The organism is Leucothrix mucor DSM 2157 (genome assembly GCF_000419525.1).
Taxonomy (GTDB): domain Bacteria; phylum Pseudomonadota; class Gammaproteobacteria; order Thiotrichales; family Thiotrichaceae; genus Leucothrix; species Leucothrix mucor.
Genome location: NZ_ATTE01000001.1, coordinates 532,188 through 558,998 on the forward strand (window position 1 = coordinate 532,188; position 26,811 = coordinate 558,998).

17 protein-coding genes are annotated in these 26,811 nt (G+C 46.2%); 13 read left to right on the forward strand and 4 right to left on the reverse strand.

Annotated elements, in window-relative coordinates:
* The first annotated feature begins 1 nt into the window (after nt 1).
* Both dxs and lpxC read left to right on the forward strand, forming a co-directional pair.
* A complete protein-coding gene (dxs, locus tag LEUMU_RS24290; protein WP_022950672.1) occupies nt 2–1,879 on the forward strand; it encodes a 1-deoxy-D-xylulose-5-phosphate synthase in 1,878 nt (625 codons plus the stop codon).
* Between the two features lie 139 nt (nt 1,880–2,018).
* Nucleotides 2,019–2,930, forward strand: coding sequence for a UDP-3-O-acyl-N-acetylglucosamine deacetylase (lpxC, locus tag LEUMU_RS0102340; RefSeq protein ID WP_022950673.1), 912 nt, complete (start codon nt 2,019–2,021; stop codon nt 2,928–2,930).
* Between the two features lie 4 nt (nt 2,931–2,934).
* Here lpxC and LEUMU_RS0102345 read toward each other — a convergent pair whose 3' ends face one another.
* Nucleotides 2,935–3,348, reverse strand: a complete 414-nt coding sequence (locus tag LEUMU_RS0102345) for a DciA family protein (RefSeq protein WP_022950674.1) — start codon at nt 3,346–3,348, stop codon at nt 2,935–2,937.
* 101 nt (nt 3,349–3,449) lie between these two features.
* Here LEUMU_RS0102345 and LEUMU_RS24295 point away from each other — a divergent pair, with 101 nt between their 5' ends.
* The 5 genes from LEUMU_RS24295 (at nt 3,450) to LEUMU_RS0102370 (ending at nt 10,259) form a co-directional block, all read left to right on the forward strand.
* Nucleotides 3,450–4,301, forward strand: coding sequence for a M23 family metallopeptidase (locus LEUMU_RS24295; protein ID WP_084708012.1), 852 nt, complete (start codon nt 3,450–3,452; stop codon nt 4,299–4,301).
* A gap of 270 nt (nt 4,302–4,571) precedes the next feature.
* Nucleotides 4,572–7,256 (forward strand): preprotein translocase subunit SecA, encoded by a 2,685-nt coding sequence (secA, locus tag LEUMU_RS0102355; RefSeq protein ID WP_022950676.1) that lies wholly within the window; start codon nt 4,572–4,574, stop codon nt 7,254–7,256.
* Between the two features lie 25 nt (nt 7,257–7,281).
* Nucleotides 7,282–8,490 (forward strand): bifunctional glutamate N-acetyltransferase/amino-acid acetyltransferase ArgJ, encoded by a 1,209-nt coding sequence (gene argJ / locus LEUMU_RS0102360; RefSeq protein ID WP_022950677.1) that lies wholly within the window; start codon nt 7,282–7,284, stop codon nt 8,488–8,490.
* Nucleotides 8,490–9,317 carry a polysaccharide deacetylase family protein gene (locus tag LEUMU_RS0102365; protein ID WP_022950678.1) on the forward strand — a complete coding sequence of 276 codons (828 nt, stop codon included), beginning with the start codon at nt 8,490–8,492 and terminating at the stop codon, nt 9,315–9,317. The genes argJ and LEUMU_RS0102365 overlap by 1 nt, the downstream gene beginning before the upstream one ends.
* The gene (locus LEUMU_RS0102370; protein WP_022950679.1) at nt 9,318–10,259 is read left to right on the forward strand and encodes a Nudix family hydrolase; all 942 of its coding nucleotides are present in this window, start codon (nt 9,318–9,320) and stop codon (nt 10,257–10,259) included.
* 69 nt (nt 10,260–10,328) lie between these two features.
* On the opposite strand, the gene LEUMU_RS0102375 is transcribed toward LEUMU_RS0102370, so the two are convergent.
* The 3 genes from LEUMU_RS0102375 to LEUMU_RS0102385 form a co-directional block, all read right to left on the reverse strand.
* Complete coding sequence (locus LEUMU_RS0102375) at nt 10,329–11,123, reverse strand: enoyl-ACP reductase FabI (protein WP_022950680.1); 795 nt, start codon at nt 11,121–11,123, stop codon at nt 10,329–10,331.
* 113 nt (nt 11,124–11,236) lie between these two features.
* Complete coding sequence (locus LEUMU_RS0102380; RefSeq protein WP_022950681.1) at nt 11,237–11,437, reverse strand: dodecin family protein; 201 nt, start codon at nt 11,435–11,437, stop codon at nt 11,237–11,239.
* A 108-nt stretch (nt 11,438–11,545) separates the two neighbouring features.
* Entirely contained in the window at nt 11,546–11,863 is a 318-nt protein-coding gene (locus LEUMU_RS0102385; protein ID WP_022950682.1) for a DUF3301 domain-containing protein, read from the reverse strand.
* A gap of 61 nt (nt 11,864–11,924) precedes the next feature.
* Between LEUMU_RS0102385 and LEUMU_RS0102390 the strand changes: the two genes are divergently transcribed.
* From LEUMU_RS0102390 to LEUMU_RS0102415, 6 genes are all read left to right on the forward strand, one after another.
* Nucleotides 11,925–12,719, forward strand: coding sequence for an inositol monophosphatase family protein (locus LEUMU_RS0102390; RefSeq protein WP_022950683.1), 795 nt, complete (start codon nt 11,925–11,927; stop codon nt 12,717–12,719).
* A 232-nt stretch (nt 12,720–12,951) separates the two neighbouring features.
* A complete protein-coding gene (locus LEUMU_RS0102395) occupies nt 12,952–13,449 on the forward strand; it encodes a DUF11 domain-containing protein (RefSeq protein ID WP_022950684.1) in 498 nt (165 codons plus the stop codon).
* A 151-nt stretch (nt 13,450–13,600) separates the two neighbouring features.
* Nucleotides 13,601–16,615 (forward strand): beta strand repeat-containing protein, encoded by a 3,015-nt coding sequence (locus LEUMU_RS0102400; RefSeq protein WP_022950685.1) that lies wholly within the window; start codon nt 13,601–13,603, stop codon nt 16,613–16,615.
* 227 nt (nt 16,616–16,842) lie between these two features.
* Nucleotides 16,843–23,211, forward strand: a complete 6,369-nt coding sequence (locus LEUMU_RS27715; protein WP_022950686.1) for a DUF11 domain-containing protein — start codon at nt 16,843–16,845, stop codon at nt 23,209–23,211.
* Nucleotides 23,212–23,213: 2 nt separating this feature from the next.
* Nucleotides 23,214–23,954 (forward strand): OmpA family protein, encoded by a 741-nt coding sequence (locus LEUMU_RS27720; RefSeq protein ID WP_022950687.1) that lies wholly within the window; start codon nt 23,214–23,216, stop codon nt 23,952–23,954.
* A 152-nt stretch (nt 23,955–24,106) separates the two neighbouring features.
* A complete protein-coding gene (locus tag LEUMU_RS0102415) occupies nt 24,107–26,740 on the forward strand; it encodes a COG1361 family protein (protein ID WP_169446348.1) in 2,634 nt (877 codons plus the stop codon).
* Nucleotides 26,741–26,811: the final 71 nt, after the last annotated feature.

A 26,811-nucleotide genomic window follows, 5' to 3' on the forward strand; every position in this document is an offset into this window, starting at 1 on the left:
TATGTTCGATCAGATCATCAATCCCAGTGACTTACGTAAACTGGATAAAGAACAACTGCCTCAGTTGTGTGACGAACTGCGCGAGTTTCTGCTGCAATCAGTAGCAGGTTCTGGTGGTCATTTTTCAGCGGGATTGGGTACGGTTGAACTGACCGTTGCATTACACTATGTGTTCAATACACCGGAAGATCGCCTAGTCTGGGATGTTGGGCATCAGGCCTATCCACACAAAGCACTGACCGGACGTCGTGATCGGCTATCCAGCATCCGCAAGCAAGGTGGCTTGTCCGGATTTCCAAAACGTTCAGAAAGTGAATACGACACCTTTGGTGTTGGGCATTCCAGTACGTCAATTAGTGCAGCTTTGGGCATGGCACTTGCCGCCAAGCAGCAAGGCATTGACCGACAGACGATTGCCGTCATCGGTGATGGGGCATTAACTGCCGGCATGGCTTACGAGGCACTCAATCATGCGGGTGATTTAGATGCGCGCATGTTGGTGGTTCTCAATGACAATGATATGTCGATCTCGCCAAATGTTGGTGGCTTAAGTAAGTACTTGGCTCGTTTGTTGTCAGGCGGCCTATATTCCAGTATTCGAGAGCAAGGGAAGAAGATTCTTTCCGGCACACCAAGCATGAAGAAGTTGGCGCGTCGTGCCGAAGAGCATACCAAAGGCATGTTAATGCCAGGCACTATGTTTGAAGAAATGGGCTTTGTGTATTACGGGCCGGTCGATGGCCATGATGTGCTTGAGCTGGTTTTGATGTTCGAGAATATCCGCGATATTGATGAGCCACGCTTTATTCATGTGGTTACCAAAAAAGGTAAGGGCTACGAGCCCGCTGAAAATGATCCCTGTACTTATCATGGCGTGTCAGCTTTCGACTTAAATACTGGCTTGGTTAAAAGCGCCAAACCTTCCACGCCTACTTATACGCAGGTGTTTGGCCGCTGGTTATGTGACATCGCCGAAAAGGATGATCGGGTTGTCGGAATAACGCCAGCAATGCGCGAAGGTTCTGGCTTGGTTGAGTTCTCAGAACGCTTCCCTGATCGCTATTTTGATGTGGCAATTGCTGAGCAGCATGCGGTGACGCTAGCCGCAGGTATGGCATGCGATGGTACTAAGCCGATTGTTGCGATTTACTCTACCTTTTTGCAGCGCGCTTATGATCAGTTGATTCATGATGTGGCGATTCAGAATTTACCTGTTGTGTTTGCCATTGATCGCGCTGGTTTAGTTGGGGCGGATGGTGCAACCCATGCCGGTAATTACGACCTGTCATACTTGCGATGCATTCCAAATATGATCGTTATGGCTCCGGTCGATGAAAACGAATGTCGCCAGATGCTGTATACCGCTTACCTTGAAAATGGCCCAACCGCTGTGCGTTACCCCCGAGGCAAAGGCGCTGGCGTGGAGCCATCTGCCGAAATGATTGCTTTGCCAATTGGAAAAGCACAATCGCTGCGTCAAGGAAGCCGAATTGCAATCATGCTGTTTGGATCATTACTAACAATGGCGACCGATGCCGCTGATAAATTAGATGCCACACTCATTAATATGCGCTTCGTGAAACCGATGGATGAAGCCATGATCCAGGAGATGGCAAGCACACATGACTTGATTGTAACGTTAGAAGACAATGCAATTCAGGGTGGTGCCGGCAGTGGATTGTCAGAAGTGCTGTCTCGCTTGTGTCTTTCAGTTCCTGTTTTTCATCTTGGAATCCCCGATGTTTATGTTGAGCATGCAGAACGAGAAGCACAGTTGGCTGAAATAGGACTTTCTGCAGAAAGTATTGTAGAGCAAATTTGTGAATTTGCAGACGGCCGGTTTGCACCTCAACCATTTGCCAAAGTCGCTACTTTATAGACAAGACATTGATTTTACTGCATGATAATCCGCACTCGGTGCCCAGATTCAGCGTGGGTTAGGAATTTCTTCAATAAACTGGTCCAAATTGATATCAACCATACTAATAACAAAGGTTTGATACTGGGGGCAAAAAATTATGCTGGTACAAAGAACATTAGAGCGTACTGTTAGCACGGTAGGCATAGGATTACACTCGGGACAAAAAGTCGGTTTGACTTTGCGTCCGGCCGCACCAAATACAGGTATTGTATTTAGACGCGTAGACTTGGATGAGCCAGTTGATATTGTTAGCACACCGGAAGCGGTTGGTGAAACAGTATTGAGTACAACACTGGTGCAGGATGGCGTTAAAGTCGCGACCATTGAGCACTTAATGTCGGCTCTGGCTGGTTTAGGAATTGATAACGTTTATATCGACCTGACCGCATCCGAAGTTCCAATCATGGACGGTAGCGCCGCTCCATTTATCTATTTGATTCAGTCAGCGGGGATAGAGTCTCAGCGCGCACCAAAGCAATTTGTGCGAATCAAGCAGCCAGTTCGTTTTGAGAATAACGCTGGTTGGGCTGAGTTAACTCCTTACGATGGATTTAAAGTCTCTTTTGAAATCGACTTTAATCATCCGGCGGTAAAGTCTACACAACAAACGCTGGCACTCGATTTATCCAAGTCTTCCTATAGCCGTGAAATCAGCCGCGCGAGAACCTTTGGCTTTATGCGTGATGTTGAAATGCTGCGCTCTAAGAACATGGGCTTGGGGGGCAGTCTTGGAAATGCGGTCGTATTAGACGAATATCGAGTGCTAAATAAAGACGGCTTGCGCTACCAAGATGAGTTTGTGAAACACAAAATGTTAGATGCTATTGGTGACTTGTATACTTTAGGTCATAGCATTATTGGTGCTTATCACGGCTATAAATCAGGTCACGCAATCAACAATCTATTATTGCATGCGTTAATTGCTCAACCAGATGCTTGGGAGCTGACAACGCTTGAAGCTGAGGAAGAATCCTCGGTGAGTTATGCCGGTGAATTAGGCTACGCTTAATTGACTAACGGGCTTGTGGCGTTGCAATGCGCTGCAAGCTTGCCTTAAGATCTTCATCATCCAACCCCTCCGCCATGCTCATCAGTATGGACGACACTTCCTTAGATAACTCCTTACGCGGCTTTGGCACAACCACTGGCGTCATTTGCGGGGGCACTAGCTTAATCTTTACTTCCTTAAACTGGCTCAAAAACGTGTGATTGATGTGCTTCAACACTTCTTTTTGTTGATAACGCAGTTGATTGGCGAGAATAGAGCTTTCAACCACTACAGTCACAATTTGCTGACGCGCCACCACATATAACTTGAACTGTTTCGGATCAATTCTCAAATATTGCTGCACGCACTGTGACAGCCGATCAAAGTTTTTGATGCTTTCGTATAGGTAGGTGTTTGGGAGGTGGTTAGCTTGCTTCATGCTAACGAGTGTAACCGATTTCGGGTTGGTAGCGCTATGTGCTGTAGTCAGGGTTTAAGGTGATATTTCAATTTCATAATTCCAAAAGTAAGCGTCTGGTTATGCTCGACGTTAACGTGTGGTGGCACTTTTTATTGCCAGTCTGCTGTATGGCGCTGTTGATTGTTACTTTGTCCGTCGTTATGGAAAATAGCTCACTGACATCGAATGATCGCTTCGCGCAAAGCGTATCCAAAGGTGGTGCTAGCTCTGACTTATCAAAGGTACGGAAAAGATTGGCCTACCTTGAGGGCGAGACTGCGCGACTGGAAGCGTTTGCTGAGCGCATGATTCAGTTGGCGAAACTGGATAAAACAGTCTTTTCATTTAACAAGCCACCGGCTAGAGGTGGTTTAGCGCTAAGCGCGGGTAGTGGCCGAAATCCGATTTCGGAGTTGTCCGACCTGAATCAAGAGGTTCAGGCGTTGGAAGTTCACCTGCTGCATCAAAGTCATCAATTGGAGCGCATGCAGTTAGTGCTTAAATCCAGAGTGCTCAATGAGTCCGGTCACTTTGCACAATGGCCCGTTCAAAAAGGTTATGTATCCTCACGGTTTGGGCGGCGCAAAGACCCGTTTAGTGGGCTTAGCCGATATCACGGCGGCCTAGACATTGCTGCACCGAAAGGCACGCCTGTCATGAGTATTGCAGCCGGTAAAGTGGTATTTAGTGGGCGAAAAGGTGGCTACGGGCGAGTGGTTGAATTGGAGCATGCTGATGGCGTCATGAGTCGCTATGCACATTTGAATGCTTCAGACGTTAAGCTTGGTCAGCAAGTGGCTCGTGGCGATATCATTGCCAAAGTGGGAAGTACCGGCCGCTCTACCGGGCCTCACTTGCACCTTGAAGTGATCAAAGATAATCGCCGGATTAATCCGGAGCTTTTTCTGACCGGTCGGTCATTCCTGTATTAATTAAAAACAATAAACGTCTACAGGTTGCGTTAAGCGTGAATTTATCCGACGAACTGTACTATAATCTGCGGGGATTATTCAGTGCGGGTAGCTGGGGCCAGGGCGCACAACAAATATTAGCAGCCTTGCATTCCATAGGGATGACCCCACATCTACTTACTTAAAGCACTATTCATTATTAAGTTGTTCATATCCTGGGCATGAACGTCTTTAGCTCGCTTGCGTGCAGGAACAGATAATACCGGTATCACCGGGGAGAAAATAAATATCATGATAGGATCAGTTGCCAGAAAGCTCTTCGGTAGTCGCAACGATAGATTGGTCAAGGGTTACGCCAAGCTCGTTAGTCAGGTAAATGCGCTCGAGGAGCGTTTCAGCAAGCTGAGCGATGCAGAATTACAAAATAAGACGGTTGAGTTTCGTGAGCGCCTAGCTAAAGGCGACGCACTGGATTCATTGATTCCGGAAGCGTTTGCCACAGTGCGTGAAGCGGGTAAGCGCGTAATGGGTATGCGCCATTACGATGTACAGCTAATCGGAGGTATGGTGCTGAATGATGGCCGTATCGCGGAAATGCGCACGGGTGAAGGTAAAACACTGGTAGCAACACTAACGGTTTACCTGAATGCCTTACCAGGTGAGGGTGTTCACGTTATTACTGTGAATGACTACCTAGCGAGTCGTGATGCTGAGTGGATGTCGAAACTATATGGTTTCTTAGGCATGACCACCGGTATTATTGTTAGCGGTTTGGATCAGTCTGAGCGCCAAGCGGCTTATGCTTGTGATATCACTTACGGTACTAATAACGAGTTCGGCTTCGATTATTTACGCGACAATATGGCGTTCAATAAAGAAGAGCGCGTTCAACGTCCGCTAAGCTATGCGGTAGTGGATGAGGTTGACTCAATCCTTATCGATGAAGCGCGTACTCCACTGATCATTTCCGGACCCTCCAGTGAGTCGGCGAACCTTTACGGTGCCATTGATAAAGTTGTTCCTAATCTAGTGCCACAGGCTCCGGATGATGAAGAAGGACCTGGTGATTACTTAGTTGATGAGAAGTCGAAGCAAGTATTCCTGACGGATGCGGGTAATGAGCGTGCTGAAGAGCTATTACGTGAAGCAGGCGTTTTGCCAGAAGATGAAGGTCTGTTCGACAGCGCTAGCATCTCGGTACTACACCATCTGAATGCGGGTTTGCGTGCACATACGCTGTTCCAGTTAAACGTTGACTACATTATCAGCAATGGCGAAATCGTTATTGTCGATGAGTTCACTGGCCGTACCATGCCGGGGCGTCGTTGGTCAGAAGGTCTGCATCAAGCAATCGAAGCGAAAGAAGGCGTTGAGATCAAGCCTGAAAACCAGACGATGGCATCGATTACTTTCCAGAATTACTTCCGTTTGTACAAGAAGCTGTCAGGTATGACCGGTACAGCGGACACAGAAGCCTTCGAATTACAACAGATTTACGGCCTTGAAGTGGTAGTTATTCCAACCAACAAGCCAACAGCTCGTAAAGATGAAAACGATCTGGTCTACATGTCGCAAGAAGAAAAATACAATGCGATTGTAGAAGAAATCCATGATGCTCAGAAGCGCCAGCAACCAGTGTTAGTGGGTACGGCGTCTATCGATAGCTCTGAAGTGTTGGCTGCTTTATTGACTAAAGCCGGTATCCCTCACGAAGTATTGAATGCGAAGCAGCATGAGCGCGAAGCACATATCATTGAAAATGCGGGTCTGCCTGGCGCGGTAACCATCGCAACCAATATGGCTGGTCGTGGTACAGATATCGTGCTGGGTGGCTCGTTAGAAGCTGAGCTTAAATTAGTTGGTGATGATCCGGCAGCGATTGCAGCAGCGAAAGCAGATTGGCAGAAGCGCCATGACACGGTCGTTGCAGCCGGTGGTTTGCACATTATCGGTACTGAGCGCCATGAATCGCGTCGTGTAGATAATCAGTTACGTGGTCGTGCTGGTCGTCAGGGTGATCCGGGTTCCTCACGTTTCTTCTTGTCTCTGGAAGATAGCTTGATGCGTATCTTTGCCTCTGAGCGCGTGAAAAGCATTATGCAGCGCTTGGGTATGGAAAAAGGTCAGGCGATTGAAGCTAAGATTGTTTCCAAGTCGATCGAGAACGCACAGCGTAAAGTTGAAGGGCACAACTTCGATATTCGTAAAAACCTGCTGGAATACGATGATGTTGCCAATGACCAACGTAAAGTGGTTTATCAGCAGCGTTCTGAGTTGCTGGAAGGTGAAGATGTTCAGGAGTCTATTGAGTCTATTCGCTTTGATGTGCTTGATTCGGTTATTAGCCGTTTCGTTCCACCTCAAAGCTTGGATGAGCAATGGGATATTCCGGGTCTGACTGCAACGCTGAAAGAAGAGTTCGATCTGGATTTAGAAATTCAGACATGGTTGGATAAAGATGATTCACTGCATGAAGAGCCACTACGTGAACGCATTCAGGAAGCAGCTGAGAAGGTTCTGAAGCAGAAAGAAGACCTGATTGGCAGTGAAAACATGCGCAAGCTAGAACGTGATGTCATGCTGCACGTATTGGATGAAGAGTGGAAGGAGCATTTGGCAGCGATGGATTATCTACGTCAGAGTGTTGGCCTACGTGGCTATGCTCAAAAAAATCCAAAGCAGGAATACAAGCGCGAAGCCTTCGAAATGTTCCAAGATTTGCTGGATCGTATCAAGCTGAAAGTCATCGGCTTTTTGATGAAAATTCAGATTACACAAGATGCAGGTCAGCAAGTTGCACCACCTGAGCCAGAAGCAGCGCCAATGGAATATTCCCATGCAGAAGCGTCTAGCGCTTTAGGCGGCCCTGAGTCAGAAAGTGATGTGGATTTGAGCGGCTCTAAAGTCGGTCGTAACGATCCTTGCCCATGTGGTTCTGGTAAGAAATTTAAACAATGTCATGGACGCCTGAAATAAGCGATCATCAAAAAGGATTTTAAATATGGCTGTTAACTATACACCGGTTAGCGATGTGCTACCGATCGCGGGCATTCGTTTGGCAACTCAGCAAGCGGGCATTCGTTATAAAAATCGTGAAGATTTGTTAGTCATGGAGATTGCCGAAGGCAGCTCTGTGGCAGGCGTATTTACACAAAATCTTTTTTGCGCAGCGCCAGTGCTGCTTTGCCGCGAGTTTTTGGCAAAGCAAACGCCGCGTTATGTGGTCGTAAACTCCGGTAATGCCAATGCAGGTACTGGCCAGCAGGGCTTAGATAATGCACGTAAAGTGTGTGCAGGCTTGGCAGAAATCACTGGTGTGAATGTTGAGCAAGTATTGCCATTCTCTACCGGCGTTATTGGTCAGCAATTACCAGTACAGCCGTTTTTGGATACTTTCCCTAAGGCGCTAGCTGCTTTGGACGAGAAGAGCTGGTTTGCAGCGGCGAAAGCCATTATGACCACGGATACTCTGCCGAAAGCGATCAGCAAGCAGCTAACCATTGATGGCAAGCTAGTGACGCTGACGGGTATTGCCAAGGGTGCAGGCATGATCGAGCCTAATATGGCGACCATGCTGTCTTACATTGCAACCGACGCTAAGGTTGAGCAATCTTTGCTGCAATCCATGTTGAAGCAATCCGTTGGCCTGTCATTTAACTCAATTACCGTTGATGGTGATACGTCTACCAATGACGCGTTATTGCTGATGGCAACCGGTCACTCTGGTGCAGTGGTTAATGAAGCCAATATGGGCGAACTTCAGCAAGCGTTGAATGATGTGTGTCAGTTTCTGGCTCAGGCGATTATCCGCGATGCAGAGGGCGCAACTAAGTTTGTAACTCTGCAGGTTGAATCGGCTCCTGACATGGAAACGGCGCGAGCCATTGCCTTTACTGTAGCTCGCTCGCCGTTAGTGAAGACTGCATTGTTTGCGAGTGACCCGAACTGGGGTCGTATTGTTGCGGCGATTGGTCGTAGCCCAATTAAGCGCTTAGCCGTTGAGAAACTGTCTTTATGGTTGGGCGACACTCAGTTATTGGAAGGCGGTCAGCCAGTGGATAGCTATACAGAAGCCAAAGGTCAGATCGAAATGGATAAAGAAGAAATCACCATCCGCATCGTACTGAATGATGGTGATGCATCAACTGCGGTTTGGACTTCGGATTTGTCTCATGATTATGTGACGATTAATGCGGAGTACCGTAGCTAATGGGGCGTTCAGTAGTAGGATTAATGATTTCGGGATTGTTGATGATGTTGGTATCAGTATCATCTGCACAGGCTGCCGCACCAAATTGTGCGGAAGTGCGTGCCAAGTACCAATGCCCAATGGAAAAGAAAAAGGTCACGCTAAGCTTTGATGATGGCGTGGCGGATGTCACGCCTAAAGTACTGGATGTGTTGAAGCGCGAGAATATCCAAGGGACTTTCTTTGTGCTTGGAAATAAGGTGGATTGCCGTTTATACACCAATGACTGCAAGACCAATCCTGATAGTGCTCAGTGCCAGTCTTTTCAGTTATGTCAGCAGCGTAGGCAAACTCTGGGACGTATCAAAAGCGAAGGCCATATGATTGGTTCGCACAGCTACCAGCATGACCGTCACTCCACAATACCACTGGCAAAGGCTGAGTCTTATATCAAGCGCTCACGTGAAGTGTTAGCGCCATTTTTCACCACGGAGCCTGCGATCTTTCGTCTGCCGCATGGTGATGGTTGGTTCAACCAAAAAGATAAGCCTGAGGTAATGGCTGCGCTTAAAGAGAATGGCTTTGAGCATATCGGCTGGGAAATGACGGCTTACGATTGGAATAAAGATTACCAGAAAGGCGACAAGATTCTGGATAACGTAATGACTCAAATGTGCGGTGGAAAAGGGCGCCAAGGCGTGATTTTATTCCACGATGGCGACTTTGAAAACGAGCATGTTGGCCGTACGTTTACCGCTGATAATCTTGCACGTTGGATTCCTAGCATGCGTTGCGCTGCGGACTTCGTTCCGTTGACACACTTCAAAAAGACGCTGCAGGTAAAATAAGTGGACGACAATCTGGAGATTAAGCCGATCGAGGTGGTTGCGGCGGTGATTCGCGATGCCGACGGAAAAATTCTGATTGCCAAGCGCAGCTCTGATAAGCATCAGGGCGATAAATGGGAGTTTCCAGGGGGCAAGGTTGAACAGGGCGAATCCCGCCGTTCAGCGCTATCTCGTGAACTCAATGAAGAGTTGGGGATCGAGATTGGTCGTAGCTCTCGCCTGATTAGCATTTATCATGAGTACGTGGATAAATCCATTTATCTGGATGTGTACGAAGTGACGCAATGGTTTGGTGAGGCAAGCGGGAAAGAGGGGCAACCGATTGAATGGGTGTCGCCGGATAATCTTAAGCTGTTTGAGTTTCCGGAAGCAAATGCGCCAATTATCGAAGCGGTCAGTTTGCCAAAGCTAATTAAGGTGCTAAAGCCCCAAGCCGATTTTGATGCATTCAAGCTGCAAGTTATTAATAGCTTGAAAACGGGCTATCGTTTATTGATGTACTCGCCAGCGAGTGAAGCGACTCACAAAGAGTCTGAACATCTGAGTTGGCTGCTGGATACAGTCGCTGAACATTCTGCGGAAGTGCTTTTGCAATCTCCGCCAGCCTTGGTTCGTTCTGACTACAATCTTCATTTTAGTGCTAAAGAGTTACTTCATCTAACTGAGAAGCCAGTGGCAAAACGAGTGTCTGCAAGCTGTCACAGCCCTGGTGAGTTATTTAAGGCGCAGCGTTTAGGTTTGGATTTTGTCATAATTGAGCCGGTATTAACGCGCTCGCTGGAGACTGGTATTGATGCACTAGGCTGGCCAAAGTTTCAAAGCTTAGCAAACCGAATCAATATTCCGGCTTATGGAGCGGGTGGCTTGAGTGGTAAGGATTTGGAGCTAGCCAGAGAGTATGGTGCTCAGGGGGTTGTCAGTAACAGTCTGCCAGAGTCTTAAGCAGAGTCGTTTGAACCTGCTAAAAATAAGAAAGGAGCCTGAGTTATCTCAAGGCTCCTTTTTTGTGGATTATTCTGCGGCAGAATAACCGGTCATGCCAACTGTGTTGTAGCCACTGTCCACATAAGTAATTTCAGCACTGATACCGGATGCAAGATCCGAACATAAGAAGGCTGCAACATTACCCACTTCATCAACTGTCACGTTACGACGCATTGGTGCATTTTCAGCGACGTGATCCAACATTTTACGGAAATCACCGATGCCCGCTGCCGCTAAAGTGCGGATAGGGCCGGCAGAAATACCGTTAACACGGATACCGTCTTTACCAAGATCAAACGCCATGTAACGAATAGCGGCTTCCAAACTGGCTTTTGCCATGCCCATGACATTGTAATTCGGCATGCTGGAGACTGCGCCAAGGTAGCTTAAAGAAAGCATGGCTGCTTCGCGGTTAGCCATCATTGGTTTAGCGTACTTAGCCATTGCTAGGAAGCTGTAGGCACTCACGTCGTGGGCAATTGCTGAGCCTTCACGAGTGGTGTTTTCAACGATGCTGCCGGCTAGCTGCTCTTTAGGCGCAAATGCAATCGCATGCACCAGAATATCCAGATAATCCCAGTGAGCCTTTAATGCAGTAAAGGTAGACTCAATATCCGCATCGGTAGAAACATCACAGGGGATCACGATATCGGAGCCGAATTCAGCCGCGAACTTTTCTACGCGTGGTTTGAGCTTTTCATTTTGATAGGTGAAAGCCAGTTCAGCGCCTTCGCGATGCATGGCTTTAGCGATACCGTATGCAATCGAGCGATTGCTCGCAATTCCGGTAACCAGTGCCCGTTTACCTGCTAGAAACCCCATTTTTATTCCTCAGATGAATGATATCCGGTAATGATAAGGCCTCCACAGGGGCTTTACAACAAGCCTGTGCAGGGCAGGTTCCAATAGGTAACTTTGAAACCTGCCAAAGTGACTTATTCCAGAACGAATGTGATTTTCATGCGAACTTGATAACCTACAATTTTGCCATCTTTCACGCTGACTTCCTGATCTGCAACCCAAGCACTTGTTACGTTTTTCAGTGATTCATTAGCACGTTGGATGCCAGTTTCAATGGCGTCTTCGAAACTCTTGTTTGAGCTAGATGTAATTTCAGTGACTTTTGCGATAGACATTTTGTAAACTCCTATTGTAGTTATTGTTAGGGGCGAGAACTATAACATCGGTTCAAACTAGCAGTGCAACCGAAGCCTGATGGTTGGTATGCTATTTAATCAGGTGGCCTAGAGAATGGTCGTGCCGCCGTTATGGTCTAGTTGTACGCTGGAAATGTTTTGGGCTAACAGGTTAACTCGTCCCGTTGAGCGCTCCTGACGGTCAAGACTGAGTTCAAAGTTGTAACTGCGCGCTAATTGCACACGGCCGTTTTTATCCCGGCTAACGCTCAAACGCTTCAGCGACACCGTTTGATCAAGCAATTGTGCTTGTATGGCTTGGCAAGCCCCTGAGGCTGCTTGGGTAGCGGTTTCTTTAGCTTTGGTAGAATCAAACCAAAACCAAGCAATACCTGCTAATACTAGAATCACCAACAAACTACTCATTACTTAATCTACTCAATATGTGGACAGGTCGTCACGCTAACAAATAAAACAGGACTTCACTATGTTGCCAGACATTAAACTACTAGAAACAATTATTCGTGATGTGGCGCGCCAAGAGATATTGCCACGCTTTAACCAGATTGGCTATGAGCTTAAGTCTGATGGCAGTTTGATCACTGAGGCAGACCTGAGTGCCGATCGTGAGATTCGTAAGCAATTGACGGAGCATTATCCGCACATTGCGTATATGAGTGAGGAGATGCCAGAGCATGAGCAGACTGCGTTGTTAAATGATGAGCCTGAGATTTGGTGTTTAGATCCTTTAGATGGCACCAGTAACTTTGCCGCTGGGGTTCCGCTGTTTGCTACATCCTTATGCTTGATCCGTGAAGGCCAGGTGGTATTGGCACTTACTTATGATGTTAACCGCGATGAAATGTTTACAGCAATTAAAGGTGAGGGGGCTTATTTAAATGGTAAGCGCCTACAATGCCATGTTGAGACTAAGGAATTGAGCGCTTGCGTTGCTTTGGCGGATTATAAACGATTACCCACCGCGCTAGCATTGGACTTGATTGAGTTTTCACCGTTTCGCTCGCAACGCAATTTAGGCTCTAGTGTATTGGAGTGGGCATGGATTGCCGCGAGTCGTGGGCAAATTTATCTGCATGGCGGGATTAAACTGTGGGATTGTGCCGCAGGTTCGCTGATCTTGTCAGAGGCTGGAGGCCATTCTTGTACATTAGAAGGAGGGATCGTTTTTGAGCTCAATGTGGGTATGCGTTCAGTGGTGGCCTCGCCAGACAAGGAGCTGTTTGATAAGTGGTTTAGCTACTTACATGTTAAGTTGAATTAACATACAAATCATCAGGTTACTGTTTCTGGTAATACCCGACTAAAAGGGTTACCTATTTATCATTATTCAGATTCGATACAGCTAGGGCCCTTTATGATTCGGGTCATGCTTGCTCGAAGAACGAAGAAGAGTGGGTGCTTTAGACTGATAGATGAAGAAGTTTGGTAGGTAGTAGATACGTTCTTTGGGCTCAGTCACTCATTTAAAAATAAATATAACGTTGGGGTTAGATATGATGAAGAAAGTAGCATTACTGTGCGGGTTGGCGGCAATCTCTGCAGCTATCACGGTATCAGTTGTAGCAAAAGATAAGCCTACACTGGTTAGTAGCATGCAAGCCTACTTGGTGAAAACTAACGCACAAGGCAAAGAGTATCGCCAACCGGCTAAGCAAACTGAGCCTGGTCAGGTTATCGAATATAATCTGTCTTATGTCAATCAGATGCGTAAGCCACTGCAAGGTTTAGTTGTTAGCGGACCAATTCCAGCAAACACAAGCTACGTTGCAAATAGCGCAAATACTGCGATTGCTTCTGATCTGCTGGTGAGTATTGATGGTGGGGCGACTTTCGAGAGAGAGCCAGTTCGTCGTCAAATGAAAATGCCAAATGGTCAAATGAAGACGGTTACTATCCCTGCTGAAAAATATACCAATGTACGTTGGAATGTGAAGCAGCCAATTGGACCAAATGGTAACCAGCTTTATGCATACCGTGTAAAAGTTAAGTAAGACCATCAACTTGGGTCATTCGTGCAAGACGCTAATTATAAAAATAAGTTGAGCTTGAGTGAGTGTTCCAGGGGTTAGTGGTTTGATCTATGTGTCTGCCTGAATAGCCCCAAAAGTTTCTTAAAAATTATAATCGATAAAGAGAAAATCAATGAGAAAAAATAATCAACAGAAACCTCTTGCCCGTTGGATTGCTGCATCACTGGCAGCAGGCGCAATGGCTGGATTTGGCGCGCAGGCAGTGGCTGCCACCGCAGCTGGCACGATCATCAAAAACCTTGCGACGGTTACCTATGAAGATGCAAATGGTAATAAGTACTCAGCACAATCCAACGAAGCCTTCGTAACAGTAGCAGAGGTTTATAGCGCTACGGTTGAGAACGATAAAGCGCTAGCAGCAGCTCCGGGACAGACAGTATATTTTCCACATGTTCTGACTAATACTGGTAACTCAGCGGACACTTACACCATTAATACAGATACTGTTGTCGCTGGCGTTGTTGTTTATAACGACCTGAACAGTAATGGTCAGCCTGATCCTGGTGAGCCATCAATCCCTGCGGGCGGCACCATCACTATTCCGGCCGGTGAGCAAGTTAATCTTGTGGTTGCAATGCCAATTCCTGTAACTGCAGTTAGTGGCGACGTGCTTACTGCTGATCTGGATGTGACAACTGCAAATGGTGATGTAGTTGATGTTACCACTCCAACTGATGCAACGGGAACTGTTACTGATTCTGCGACTGTTACTACTGATCCTGTTCTAGTTTTGGGTAAACAATCAGTTCATAACCCAGCAACCAATGAAATTACTTATACACTGACCGTTAAGAATAACGGTGGTAGTGCAGCAACTAACGTTAATATTCTGGATGCTTTGCCAACAGTTGATACCGATGGTGCTGGCACTCTTGCGCAGATGACTTTTGTACAAGTTGATGAAACAAACGGTTTAGTAAACACTGGCGACTCAGTTGGTACTCATGATGCAGCCTATGATGAAGCCGGTACTGACCTAAACGATAATGGTGTCGCGACAGATACGCTTGCTGCGATTGTTGCTACAGACGTTTCGCTTCCACCAAACACTACAGTCTCTGTTACGTATACTGTTAAATATACTGCAGGCTGGGTTGCAGGTGCTGATATTGATAACACCTTTGTCGCTACTCATGACAATCCTGATACAACACCAGGCGCTCCTGCAACTTTAGAAGTTTCGTCTAATACAACTCATGACGTGTTACCACAGTATTATGCTGTTGACGCAAACGATGATGGACGCGGAACTGGAACTGCTAGTACTGGCATTGATGCTAATAATGGTGTTGATGACAGCGTTGCCACTACTGATGATACACAGTATGTCGCTTCTGTCCCAACAGGTGCGGAAGTGCTTTATACTCATGTCATTTCCAACGAAGGTAATGGTGATGATGTCTTCAATCTTGAAGTTACTAATACAGACTTCCCTAGCGGCACTGTGTTTACGTTCTGGGACGCAACCGGCACAGTACAGGTAACTGATACTGACAATGACGGTATTCCGGATACTGGTGTTTTGGCTATTGGCGGAAAAGAAACCATATTAATCAAAGCTAAGCTTCCTTCAGGCGTAGCAGATGCAGATCCAGTTACTCCTCCAGCTGGTGGATACAACGCGATTTTGACAGCTACCTCTGCTAATGAGGGTAAAGATGCGATTGCTGCCGATGACAACGATGTTACAAACCTCAAGTTAGGCTCTATCACTGCAGCAGCCGTTGATATTGCGAACACTGTTGCTGATCAAGGCGCAGATCTTGCGGCTGGATTTAACGATGATGGTTCTGTGAATGCTCAGGAAGATGGTCCAGCAGTGATAGCTGATGCTGTTGTTGGTGGTACTGTTGTCTACGACTTAAAACTAGCTAATGAGTCAGGTAGCTCGGATTCTTATCTGTTATCAGCTGAGAATATTCCAGCGGGATGGAGTGTTGTTTACAAAGACAAGCTAACAGGTAATGTTATTACTACAACGCCTTTAATTCCTGGTGCGGAGGATTATGAATATCAAGCAGTTGTTACTATCTCAGCTGATCCTGCATTAGCGAAAAGCGATTCTGATCAAAAGGGTCAAGTGATTGGTGATGATGCTGTTGATGGTTATGATGACATAAATAATGGCAGTCAAGTTCTGACTGGTGGTGATGGCGATAAAGATTACTTCATTGACTTTATTGCGGCGTCAACTGGAACTCCTGGCCTTGAAGATACTGTCCGTAATGCGATTGATGTTGCCCCTATGCGTGAAGTGGTAATCACTCCAAATGGTCAGAACCAGATTCAACCAGGTGGTACGGTAGATTATACTCACCTGTTAGAAAATAATGGTAACCTCACCGAGAAAGTAGAGTTAGCAGTGGCTAATAGCGAAACCGATAGTGGTTGGACAACGGTTATTAACATTGATACAGATGGTGATGGAATTCCGGATGCAGCCTCAAATACTTTGATTGGTCAAACCATTCAAGCGCCGAACCCTGATGGCACACCAACATTTGTAGATATTCTGGTAACGGATACTGACGGCGATGGAGTTATTGAACTATTACTACCAGCCGGTGTAGATGTAGCAATGAGCACAACCGTTAATGCACCATCTAACGCGCCATTGGGCACAGTTGATCTCTCAACCATTACAGTTGCAGATGCAACTATCGACACTCCAACAGGCTTGGGTGCTACTCTGGATACCGCTGAGGATCAAACCAATGTAATTCTTGGTCAAGTTCGTCTGGAAAAAACGGCTGCAATCGATGAAGATTGTGATGGCAGCTTAGAGACTGGTTTCTCTACTAATCAAACAACGACGGTTGAACCAGGTGATTGTGTTACATGGCAGTTGCATGCAACTAATGAAGGTAACGCAACAGTTAGTAACGTTGTCATGTCGGATGCCGCACCTGCGTTTACCGACCTGATTCCTACATACTTCGTTGGTGGTGTACCAGGAACTGTAAGTGCTCTTAAGTTCTGTCACGGTAATGGCTGTGCTCCAGATGCTACAACCGCTACAAATGCAACAATGGATGTAGGCACTGGTGTTGTGCAGTTTATACCAAACGGAGGTCAGTTAGTCTCCGGTGAAACTGCAACTGGTCAGTTCACGGTTAGAGTTCAGTAACAAGTAAGATGACTTCCTCTCGCCTCTTTAGGTGAGAGGATTTCTGAATATTTCTGCAGAGCCGGGAATATTCAGAAATTCAGGAAGATACTGTCCATACGTTTATTTTAAAAATAATAATTAATCGATGGTGATGCAGTAGCCTTGGTAGCTTGTTAATAAGCTACCCACCCCCTCTGTGAAAACATTTCCCTGAGCAATAAATATAATAATAAGTGGTAGCAATAATGAGAAAATCTGAAGGTTTAGGGATTAAAGTTATCAGCTTGATAATGTTGTACTTGGTACTCAGCTCTTCTTTGGCATTTGCCAAAACAAAGGCAGGAGTTACCATTACCAATCAGGCGGAAATTAGCTGGTTTGACACTGAAGATGGTTTGGTTAAACATGCTTTCTCTAATGTTTCTACTGTTGTGGTTGCACAGCAGTTTTCTCTGTTGCTCGAAAGCGATAATATTCGTCATTCAGCTGCAGGTAAGACTGTTACCTTACCTCATCGCTTAACAAATACGGGTAATGTGGCTTCTTCCTACGAACTGCGTATCCGTGATAATACTGATGACTCCGGTAGCTTGGGTAGCCTTCGTTTATTTAAAGATAACAATGGAAATGGTGCAGCTGACCCAGGTGAGGTTGAGTGGCCGGCTGTTGCGTGCCTGCCAAGCGAAGAGGGTGTTAGTTGTTATGAGATACCAAGACTTGAGCCTGACGCGGTTGTTGAATTTGTAGCGACAGGTATTACCCCGAACAATGGCCAAGATGGCAATACATATGGCCTAAATGTTAGGGTGTTTCCTACCCAGTATGATCAGATAGTGCAGGGTGTTGATAAAGTCGATACGACAAAAGATCGTGTTGAATCAGTGCAGTTTAGTGCGGCTATCAATGAAAATGCTTTGCCTGAGGATTGGGTCAATGATGACTTGGTTGATCTGATCACTGGGGCAGTGTTAACCATTAATAAATCATCCACTCCAATCTGTGGTGTGCCAGTAAAAGCTGAGCAACCAATCAGGTACTACATCAACTTTAGTAACATCGGAAGTGCCGCGCCACAAACCCGAGAGTTTAGTATTGATGGTGAGTCAATCACTGGTGTAATGCTGGAAGATGTATTGCCACCTAATGTTTCACTCGATAAAGCAACAATCCCAGTCAACGCGCCTAACCAGAGTATCACGACGGTTCAGTTGAAAGCCGACGAAGATACTAACCGTTGGATTCGTTTTTCAACTTGGGATGGTGTTGAAGTCATTTCTAAAGTTGGTCTATATATACCGGCGGCACAAATAGAGCCGAATGAAAGTGGTCAGTTACAGTTCGAAGTGACTATTAATCCTAATGTGACCGCATCTACGGTCTACAACCAAGCCCACTTTGATCTTGATGAGGGTGGCGTTGCAGAGTTTTCTAGTAACCGGGTGTGTGCCACGATTGAGCCTGGTAATACTCGTTCAGATCAAGGCGGACAGCCTGACGTCACTAACATAGCCAAAATTCGCTTTTTGACCCCGACGCTGGATATCAAGCGCGACATTACCCAAAGTGGTGGTGAGCCTGACTTCTATAGTGATAGTGATTTTGAAGATGCTTCAATTTATCGTTTAGATAGCGATAGCTACGATGTGATACGTGATGGCGTATATATTGAGCTAAGTTCAAGTGGTTTCAATGATGATATAGATACTGCTGAGTTGATCGTAGTAACTGTATCATCAGGCACTGGCGATAAACTGCAAGTTAGCTTATTAGAGACTGGCCCTAATACTGGTATTTTCCGCAGTTTGCACCCTATTCGTTTAAGTGCGACAGAGGCAGCTAACAATCGCTTTTGCCCCAGCAGTGCAACGACTCCACAATTTAGTGCAGCTGATTCTGGCTGTGTATTAAATGGTGCTGCTGATAGCAATCTGACTGTAACGGCTGATGATCCTGGCGTTGGACGAGTTCTGGAAGATGCCGCTTTGATTGATCCGTTAGGAGTCGTCTTTGACTCGGCTTACGGAAATCCTGTTGAGGGTGCAACCGTTTGGATTCGTAATGCTGATGGAAGTATTGCAACAGATCCTTTAACTGATGCTCCTTATGAAGCACAAGTTACTGGAGATGACGGTAAGTACCAGTTCCCATATTTGGTGCCAGGGCAGTACTACTTAGATGTTAACCCACCCGCGCAATACTCATTTCCAAGTGTTGTAGCTAGCGGTAACTTTATTCAGTACACCGTCAATGAGTATTCCTACGGTAAAGATGGTTACGAGCAAGTTTTAAATAGCGGTATTTTCGACCTTGCATCACTTCTGGTTGTTGATATCCCGTTAGATCCTGAAATGAATACTGACTTGTCTGTGTATAAGACAGCTTCTCTTGCAGAAGTAAGCATTGGTGGATCGATTGCTTACACGGTAAAGATTAAGAATCATTCTGGAAATACCTTATATAACATTAAAGTACGCGATAGCTTGCCTCGTGGTTTTAACTATGTTGATGGCACTGCTGAGCTTGATGGTGTGAAGATCGATGATCCGGCTGGTGCGCCACGTCCGAACTTAGTGTTCTCTAACTTGCCATTTGTCAGCGGTGAAGCTGATGGAGTGCTGGATTCTATTGAACACACATTAACGTATCGAGTTCGTACTACAGCGGGTGCGGTCAGTAGTGATGGTATCAATGTAGTACAGGCTGATGGTCGTACTGAAACCAGCTTTCCGATCGAGTCGAATGAGTCACGTGCAAAAGTACTGATTCAGCGTGATGGTGTACTGGCTGATAACGGCATTGTGTTTGGTAAAGTGTATGTCGATGCTGACTGCAACAATGTCCAAAACGGTGGAGAGTGGCCAATCGCTGGCGTTAAGTTGTACATGGAAGATGGCACCTGGGTCATTACTGATGCCAATGGCCAGTACAGCCTGTACGGAATTGAGCCAGGTAACCACGTCATTAAGATGGATCCGTTTACGCTACCTAAGGGTATTCAGTTTAAACCGACAGACAATCGCCAGATGGCTGACCCAGAGAGTCGCTTGGTTGATCTGACTTCAGGTGAGTTCCACCGTGCAGACTTTGCCGCGATTTGCCCTAAAGAAAATAAGCAAGAAATCCATGCAGAAATTATGGCGCGTAATGCCGGTCAGACTGACTGGATGCTGCAAAATGCACAGAAATATGATCCGGATAAAGTACAAACAAATGACGACTTACGTCAAAAAAGTGATAGCAGCGGTGACATCTCGAGTGGTGTGGTTGGTGAAAGTCAGCTTACTCAGCAGTCTGCGGGCCGTAACAACACTAAGCCGACAGTTACGACAGGCTATTCTGTTCAACTGAGTCAGTTCAATACAGAGGAAGCCGCTGAGAAAGCGCTTGAGCAGTTGCCAGAAGTGACGGCTAAAGAGTCCTTTGTTTATCAGATGGGTGATTTCTTCACAGTACGCTTTGGTTTTGAGCTGGACAAGAAAGCGATGACCGCACGTCAGCGTCAGCAAAAGTTTGTTGATTCAGAGATTGTTGCAACCATTTACGAACGCTTGAGTGATGAAGTTGCTGATCAGCTGGAAACGCCTCGTGGTTTAGAAACGATGCCACTGGCTAAAAAGGTTGTTAAAACACTAACTAAGGCGCAAGCCAAAGCAGGAACATGGTTGTGGCCAACAGACAATGTGAGCCTAGATGGTCGTTTCATGGTCTCAGTGCGTAAAGGTTTAACGCCGACTCTAATGGTTAACGGCAAGCCAATGCCACAGTCACAACTGGGTGAGCAAATCGAGAATATCCGTGAGTCAGCTCAGGTTGTTGCTTGGTATGGTATCCAGCTGCAACCAGGAAAGAACAAGCTAGAAGTTGTTGCTAAAGATATGTTTGGTAACACGCGAGTACTGGCTGAGGGCGAGTTTACCCGTCCAACATCCGCAGCAAAGTTGTATATCGAAACTGATAGCGACCAGTTGCCAGCAGATGGTGGTCGCTCTTACTTACCGATCACCATTAAGTTGCTGGATGGCAATGGCTATCTGGCACGTGGCGTGAACTTCGTCACGATCGAAGCAAGTGATGGTACTTGGGTTGAGCGTGATGTACAGGATCAGTCGCAAGGGCGTCAGGTACGTGTGGTCAATGGTTTACGGACCGTGAACCTGCGTAGCTCAGAGCGTAGTGGCAAGATTCGGGTACGAATTTCTGATGGCTCAATGCGCGATGAAATGGAAGTGACTCAGATTGCACCGTTGCGCCCATTAATTGCAGTTGGTGTGGTTGAAGTAGGCGGTCATATCTTTAAGCGCGGAGAGAGTTCTCCTGACTTATTGAATGAGAATGAGCTCAATGCACGAGCAGCTTTCTTCCTGAAAGGTCGTGTTGGCGAAGATATGCACCTGACGATGTCAGTTGATACGGATAAAGAGAGCGATGCGACCTTGTTCCGTGATATCGACCCGAATAAATCTTACCCGATTCATGGTGATAGCTCACAACGTGGCTATGAAGCACAAAGCCGTAGCCCGGTTTACGCCAAGCTGGAAAAAGATAACGATAGCATTATGTGGGGTGACTTCATCACTGATGGTAGTACCTTCAATGAAGATGTAACACGTGTACAGCGCAGCTTGACGGGTGCCAACCTGATTACCAAAGGTGGTCCGAACGAATGGCAGTTCTTTGTTTCTGAATTGGATGAGAACAACATTGTTGAGCGTATTCGCGGTCGCGGTGTGGCACTGAACTACCAGTTAGCGAATGCACCAATCGTCACTAACAGCGACACCTTGGAGATCATTACAGTCTCTCGTGATAACCCTGGTGTTGTGGTGAGTACAAAGCAACTAAGCCGCTTTGGTGACTACACCTTGGATGATGTAACGGGTGAGTTGAGCTTTAATGAGGTGGTTCCAACGGTTGATGATGAGTTAAACCCAGTTTATATCCAAGCAACCTACGATGTAGAGAGCGATGGCGAAAACTACACAATCGCTGGGGCACGAGTCACTCATGAGGTTAAGCCAGGTTTCAAAGTTGGTTTGAGCTATACAGTTGATCAAAATGAAAGTGATGGTTTTGAAATTTACGGCGCGACTTTGCAGTACAAAGACGATGATGGTCTGAGTGCTCAGGGAAGTATCGCACAGCTAAGCCCACGTGAGTCTGGTTCAGAGAGTGGTATAGGTGGACGTTTACACTTGTCGAAAGACTGGAATGATAAATCAACCACATCGATTACTCTAGGTCGTGCAACCACCGGCTTTGATCATCTTGGTGCTGGTATCTCTGCAGGCCGTGAAGAGCTACGGATCAAGCATGAGCAATCGGTTTATGACGGTATAAAGGCACAGATTGAGGCGATTCACAGTAAGGACCTGGAGACTGGTGCTAAAGAACAGAGTGTTGGTTTAACTGCAGATGTCAAAGTAGAAGACTGGACATTAAAGGGCGGTTTCCGTCATATCGAACATGATAACGAGCTTGAGAGCGAGAGCTTCCAGACCTTTATCGTGGGTGCTAAGCATGCGCTGGATATTCTTGGTCGTACCGGAAGCCTTGAGGCTGAGTATGAGCAAGCAATTGGTGGAAGTGATCGTCAGCGGATCGCCTTAACTGCCGACCTGCAAGTGCACGAGAAGGTGAAGTTGTATGCACGTGGCGAGCGGATTAATAGCCTGTCAGGTGTCAGTGGCTTGTCTTCTTCAAGCGACACGCAGGATACGATTGCTATTGGTGTGAAGTCTAATATCTTGCCATCCACTGAGTTGTTCTCAGAGTACCGTGTTCGTGGCGGTATTGATGGACGCGATATGGAAACAGCATCGGGTGTTCGTGGTACTTACGAGTTAACCAAAGGCTTGTCTTTCTCACCACACTTGGAATTGGTTAATAACATTGAAGGTGGTGATAGCGATTCAATCTCAACATCAGTTGCCTTTAAAGACACGCGTAGCCCAAATCAGGTGTCATCCATTCGATTTGAAACGCGTCATGATGATAACCGTGATTACTATGGTGTGCAGGCGGACTATGCCCGACGTTTAGATCAGGACTGGAGTGTGCTGCTGAAAAACACACTACGCTTTGATGCGCCAGATGATGATGAAGACTTTGTTCAAAACACGCTGACTTTGGGTCTGGCTTACCGCCCAAGACGTGAAAATAAGCATCATGGATTATTCTTCTACCAGAATAAGGAGACTCGCGGTGATGACAATGGAGATTGCAGTACGCATATCTTATCAACTCATCAAAACTATGAGTTTAACCAAGATGTGCTGATCTCGGCGCGTGCAGGTGCTAAGCACGAAGATTGTGAGGGTAATGACAGTAACGCAGCACTACTAGATGGCCGTATTACCTGGGACATTAACCGACGTTTCGATGTCGATGTTCGCGGTGGTGTATTAGGAACTGATGGCTTTAATGAGAAGAACTACTCATTTGGTGCGGGTGTTAACTACCTGGTTAAAGAAAACCTACGCCTTGGTATTGGCTATAACTTGAACGGCTTCAATGATGACGATTTAGATCCCGAAAACTATAACGACAAAGGGTTCTACATGGGGCTGCAATATAAATTTGATGAGAAAAGCCTGAACTGGCTGACCGGAGAATAATAATGAAATATAAAAAGTTGGTTCAGCGAATCGTACCAGTTATTAGCATAATCAGTCTCTTTGGTGCGTTGGGAGGCTGTGCAACTACTGATGATCTCTATGCACAGTACGATGCTGTTTGTGAACTGCCAAAACCAGAGCAGGTTGAGCGCATCAAGATTGTTAAGGAAGTGGTTGAGAAAGAACGCATTGTAGAAAAAGAGCGCATTGTCGAGAAAATTAAAGTGGTTGAGAAAATCAAGCCAGTTGAAACGATCAAGTATGTGGATCGTGTCAAAGTGGTTGAGAAGCCAACCACTGTTTATAAGACACGCTTGGTTCAACAGCCGATGCCTGGTGTTGTTTGGGAGCCTGCGGTTTACTTCGGTTACGACCTTGCCTCATTAACGGCTAGCGAAACAGCCCGACTGGATCGTGACTTACTGGCACTGAACAAACATTCAACGCTTAAGATCAGTATTCAGGCATTTACCGATAGTAAAGGATCGGCTAAATACAACCGGGACCTTGCGCTGCGTCGTCAGGCGACTGTCCTAGAGTACTTGTTAAGCAAAGGTTTGCAGCGTGAGCGTATCCTAATGTCGCCTTTGGGTGAGGAATTACCAATTCTTGGTGAGTCGGTTCAGGAGCGTACTATCAACCGACGTGTTGAGTTGATGTTGCTAGATGCCAATGGTCGTCCGCTAAGTTTAGCGATTCAGCCGAAGTCGACAGCATTTGTAGCACCAACACCGGTTAAGTAAGTGCTTAAAGCTTGCGCAGTGTCGTTATAACGGCACTGCGTATTCGACGAATATGGGGATATTCGCAAACTGCGATATAAAAACAGGCTTGTACAATAATGATTAAAAATAAAAAAAGTCATCATCTAATTAATTATGTAATGGTTTTTCTGATGCTTGTGTCAGGCTCGGTCGCTGCAAAAGCGCCAGCTGCAGGTACCATTATCAAAAACCAGGCGACGGCAACGTATAAAGATTCCGCCGGTATACAACAAACAGCGACGTCTAACTTAGTTGAAACGGTGATCCAGCAGGTTAGTGCGTTTGAGCTGACTCAGGATCTTCAATCCCGATTTGGAATTGCTGGACAACAAACGACATTCCCACACGTGTTGACTAACACGGGTAATGGTGAAGATAGCTTTGTTTTAAGTGTTGCGAACCTTGGCGCTGATAACTTTGACTTCACCGATATCACCATATATGCTGACCAAAATCAGGATGGTATCGCGGATAATCTGACGCCGATTACGAATACAGGAACACTGGCTGCTGATGAGGCATTTTACTTTGTCGTTAAGGCAACCGCGCCATTGGCTCAAACGGAGGCTCACACAGCTAAACTCACTGTAACGGGTACTAGCGAATTTCCAGGTGGTGTAACGAAGACCAATACCGACACGGTTGTCATAACGGATAAAGCCGTTATCGAAGTGACTAAAAGCATGAGTGCTGAGAGTGGTTATGCGGATACCGACACTTATACTGTAACGCTGACTTATAACAACCCAAGCACGACTGAGGCGAAAAATGTAACGCTGATTGATGAATTGCCGGATGGCTTGGTTTATGTTGCAGGTAGTGGTGAATGGAGTGTTACTGGAGCAGGTACGCCGCTAACGGATGATGGGGTTGACTCACAGGGTACAACACAAACGGTTTCTTATTGTGCCTATGATTCAGCCTGTCCAGCAGGTGCGAGTCAGGTGACTGCGGTTGTCGCATCAGTGGTTCCAGGCGATAGCGGAACGATTAGTTTCCAAGTCAAAATTGCTGCCGGGCAGAATGCTTCTGTCTTATTAAACACGGGTCAATTCTCTTACAACAACAGTGACATCGATATTCCCGAGCAGAACACCAACCAAGTTCCATTACAAGTACTCGCTCAATCTTTGGTCATTGCTAATGCTTCAGCGACTGATAGTGCATCAGCAGATGATATTGTAGACGTTGCATCGGCTGGCTTAGGCGCGACAGTTGCATTTGAGAATGTGATTTGGAACTTAGGTAACAGCATTGATACATTTGATATTTCGATGGATGAAACTTATGTAGATGGTATGAGCTTTCCTGAAGGGACAACATTTGCCTTATATCATAGTGATGGTTTTACCCCATTGCTGGATACTGACAACTCCAGTGTTGTGGATACCGGTCCTTTGGATCCGAATACCAACTTTGTTGTGGTACTAAAAGCGACTTTGCCGATGACGGCAAGTACCGGAGATAATAGTGGTAACGGCTACAGCATCACTAAAACGGCTACATCAGCACTTGATCCTAACGTTAGTGACTCGGTCACTGACCGCTTGGGTACCATTGTAGGTAGTAGTGTAAATCTAACTAACGTAGCGCCTTTAAATGGTGATGGTGCTAAAGGTGAAGGGATTGGTCCTGAGACAGATGCACAGAGCAAGCTGATTATTGCGCCAGGTGGCTCAGGTGTATTTGTTTTATATGTAAATAATACGAGTACTATTGCTGATAGCTTTGACCTGACCTTTAGTAGCACAGTAACGCCAGCCTATGCGCCAGGCACCGTACCTGCTAACTGGAGAGTCGCATTCCATGCCGATGCTGGCGCTGGAAACTGCTCTACATTAGGCCCTGTTATCAGCAACACCGCTACGATTGCGGGTGGTGGTAACAAACTAGTCTGTGCAAAAATCACTTTGCCAACAGATACTGCTTTCAGCAATACCGAGGTTAGTATTTACTTCCGGGCGTTATCTGCTTTAACAGACGCTCAGGATATTAAGCATGACAGTGTGTACATGACTGCGGATCATCAGTTGGTTTTAGAGCCAAATCATCGTTCACAGGTAGAGCCGGGCAATAGTGTGATTTACACGCATCAACTCAATAATCCGGGTAATACCGCTTTTACTGGTATCACTTTTAATAGTGTCGACTCACTAGAGACGGAAGGCTGGACTTCAGTACTGTATGAAGATACTAATGATAATGGAAAGCTGGATGCAGACGATAAGCCAGTTGGTACTTATAGCCTTGATCCAAGCAAAAGCATGCTGATATTTGCAAAAGTCTTTGCTCCAGCTAATACGCCGTATAACACAACGAATATTACTGATATCTCTGCTTCTGGCACTACCGATGCAGGTAGCTCAGTTGTTGTGCCGGTAAGCGTTCAGGACATGACGATTGTTGCCAAAAGCAACATGAAAATTGTGAAACTGCAGGCACCAGATATCAATTGTGACGGTGCTGTTGATCCGGGAAAAAGTTATGGTCTTGATGCCTTTGGGGCTCAGCCTGGAACTTGCGTGTTATACCAGTTGACGGCGACCAATGCGAGTGCGGAAGCTTCTCACAACGTTCGGATAAACGACTCAATACCTGAATTTACTGGTCACTCCAAGGCTGGTAATTTACCTAGCATGTCTATACCTAGTGGAACTATTATTCAAGAACCAAGTGAAGGTGGTTCAGGTCTGATTATTGGTAACGCTGGGGTTGTAGAGTCTGGTGAGTCGGTAACACTGGTGTTTGGGGTTCGTATTGATTAATTAAAATTCAGATGTCAATACCGCACACGGCGCTGATAAGTTCAGCGCCGTGTGTATTTTGGCTACTGCAG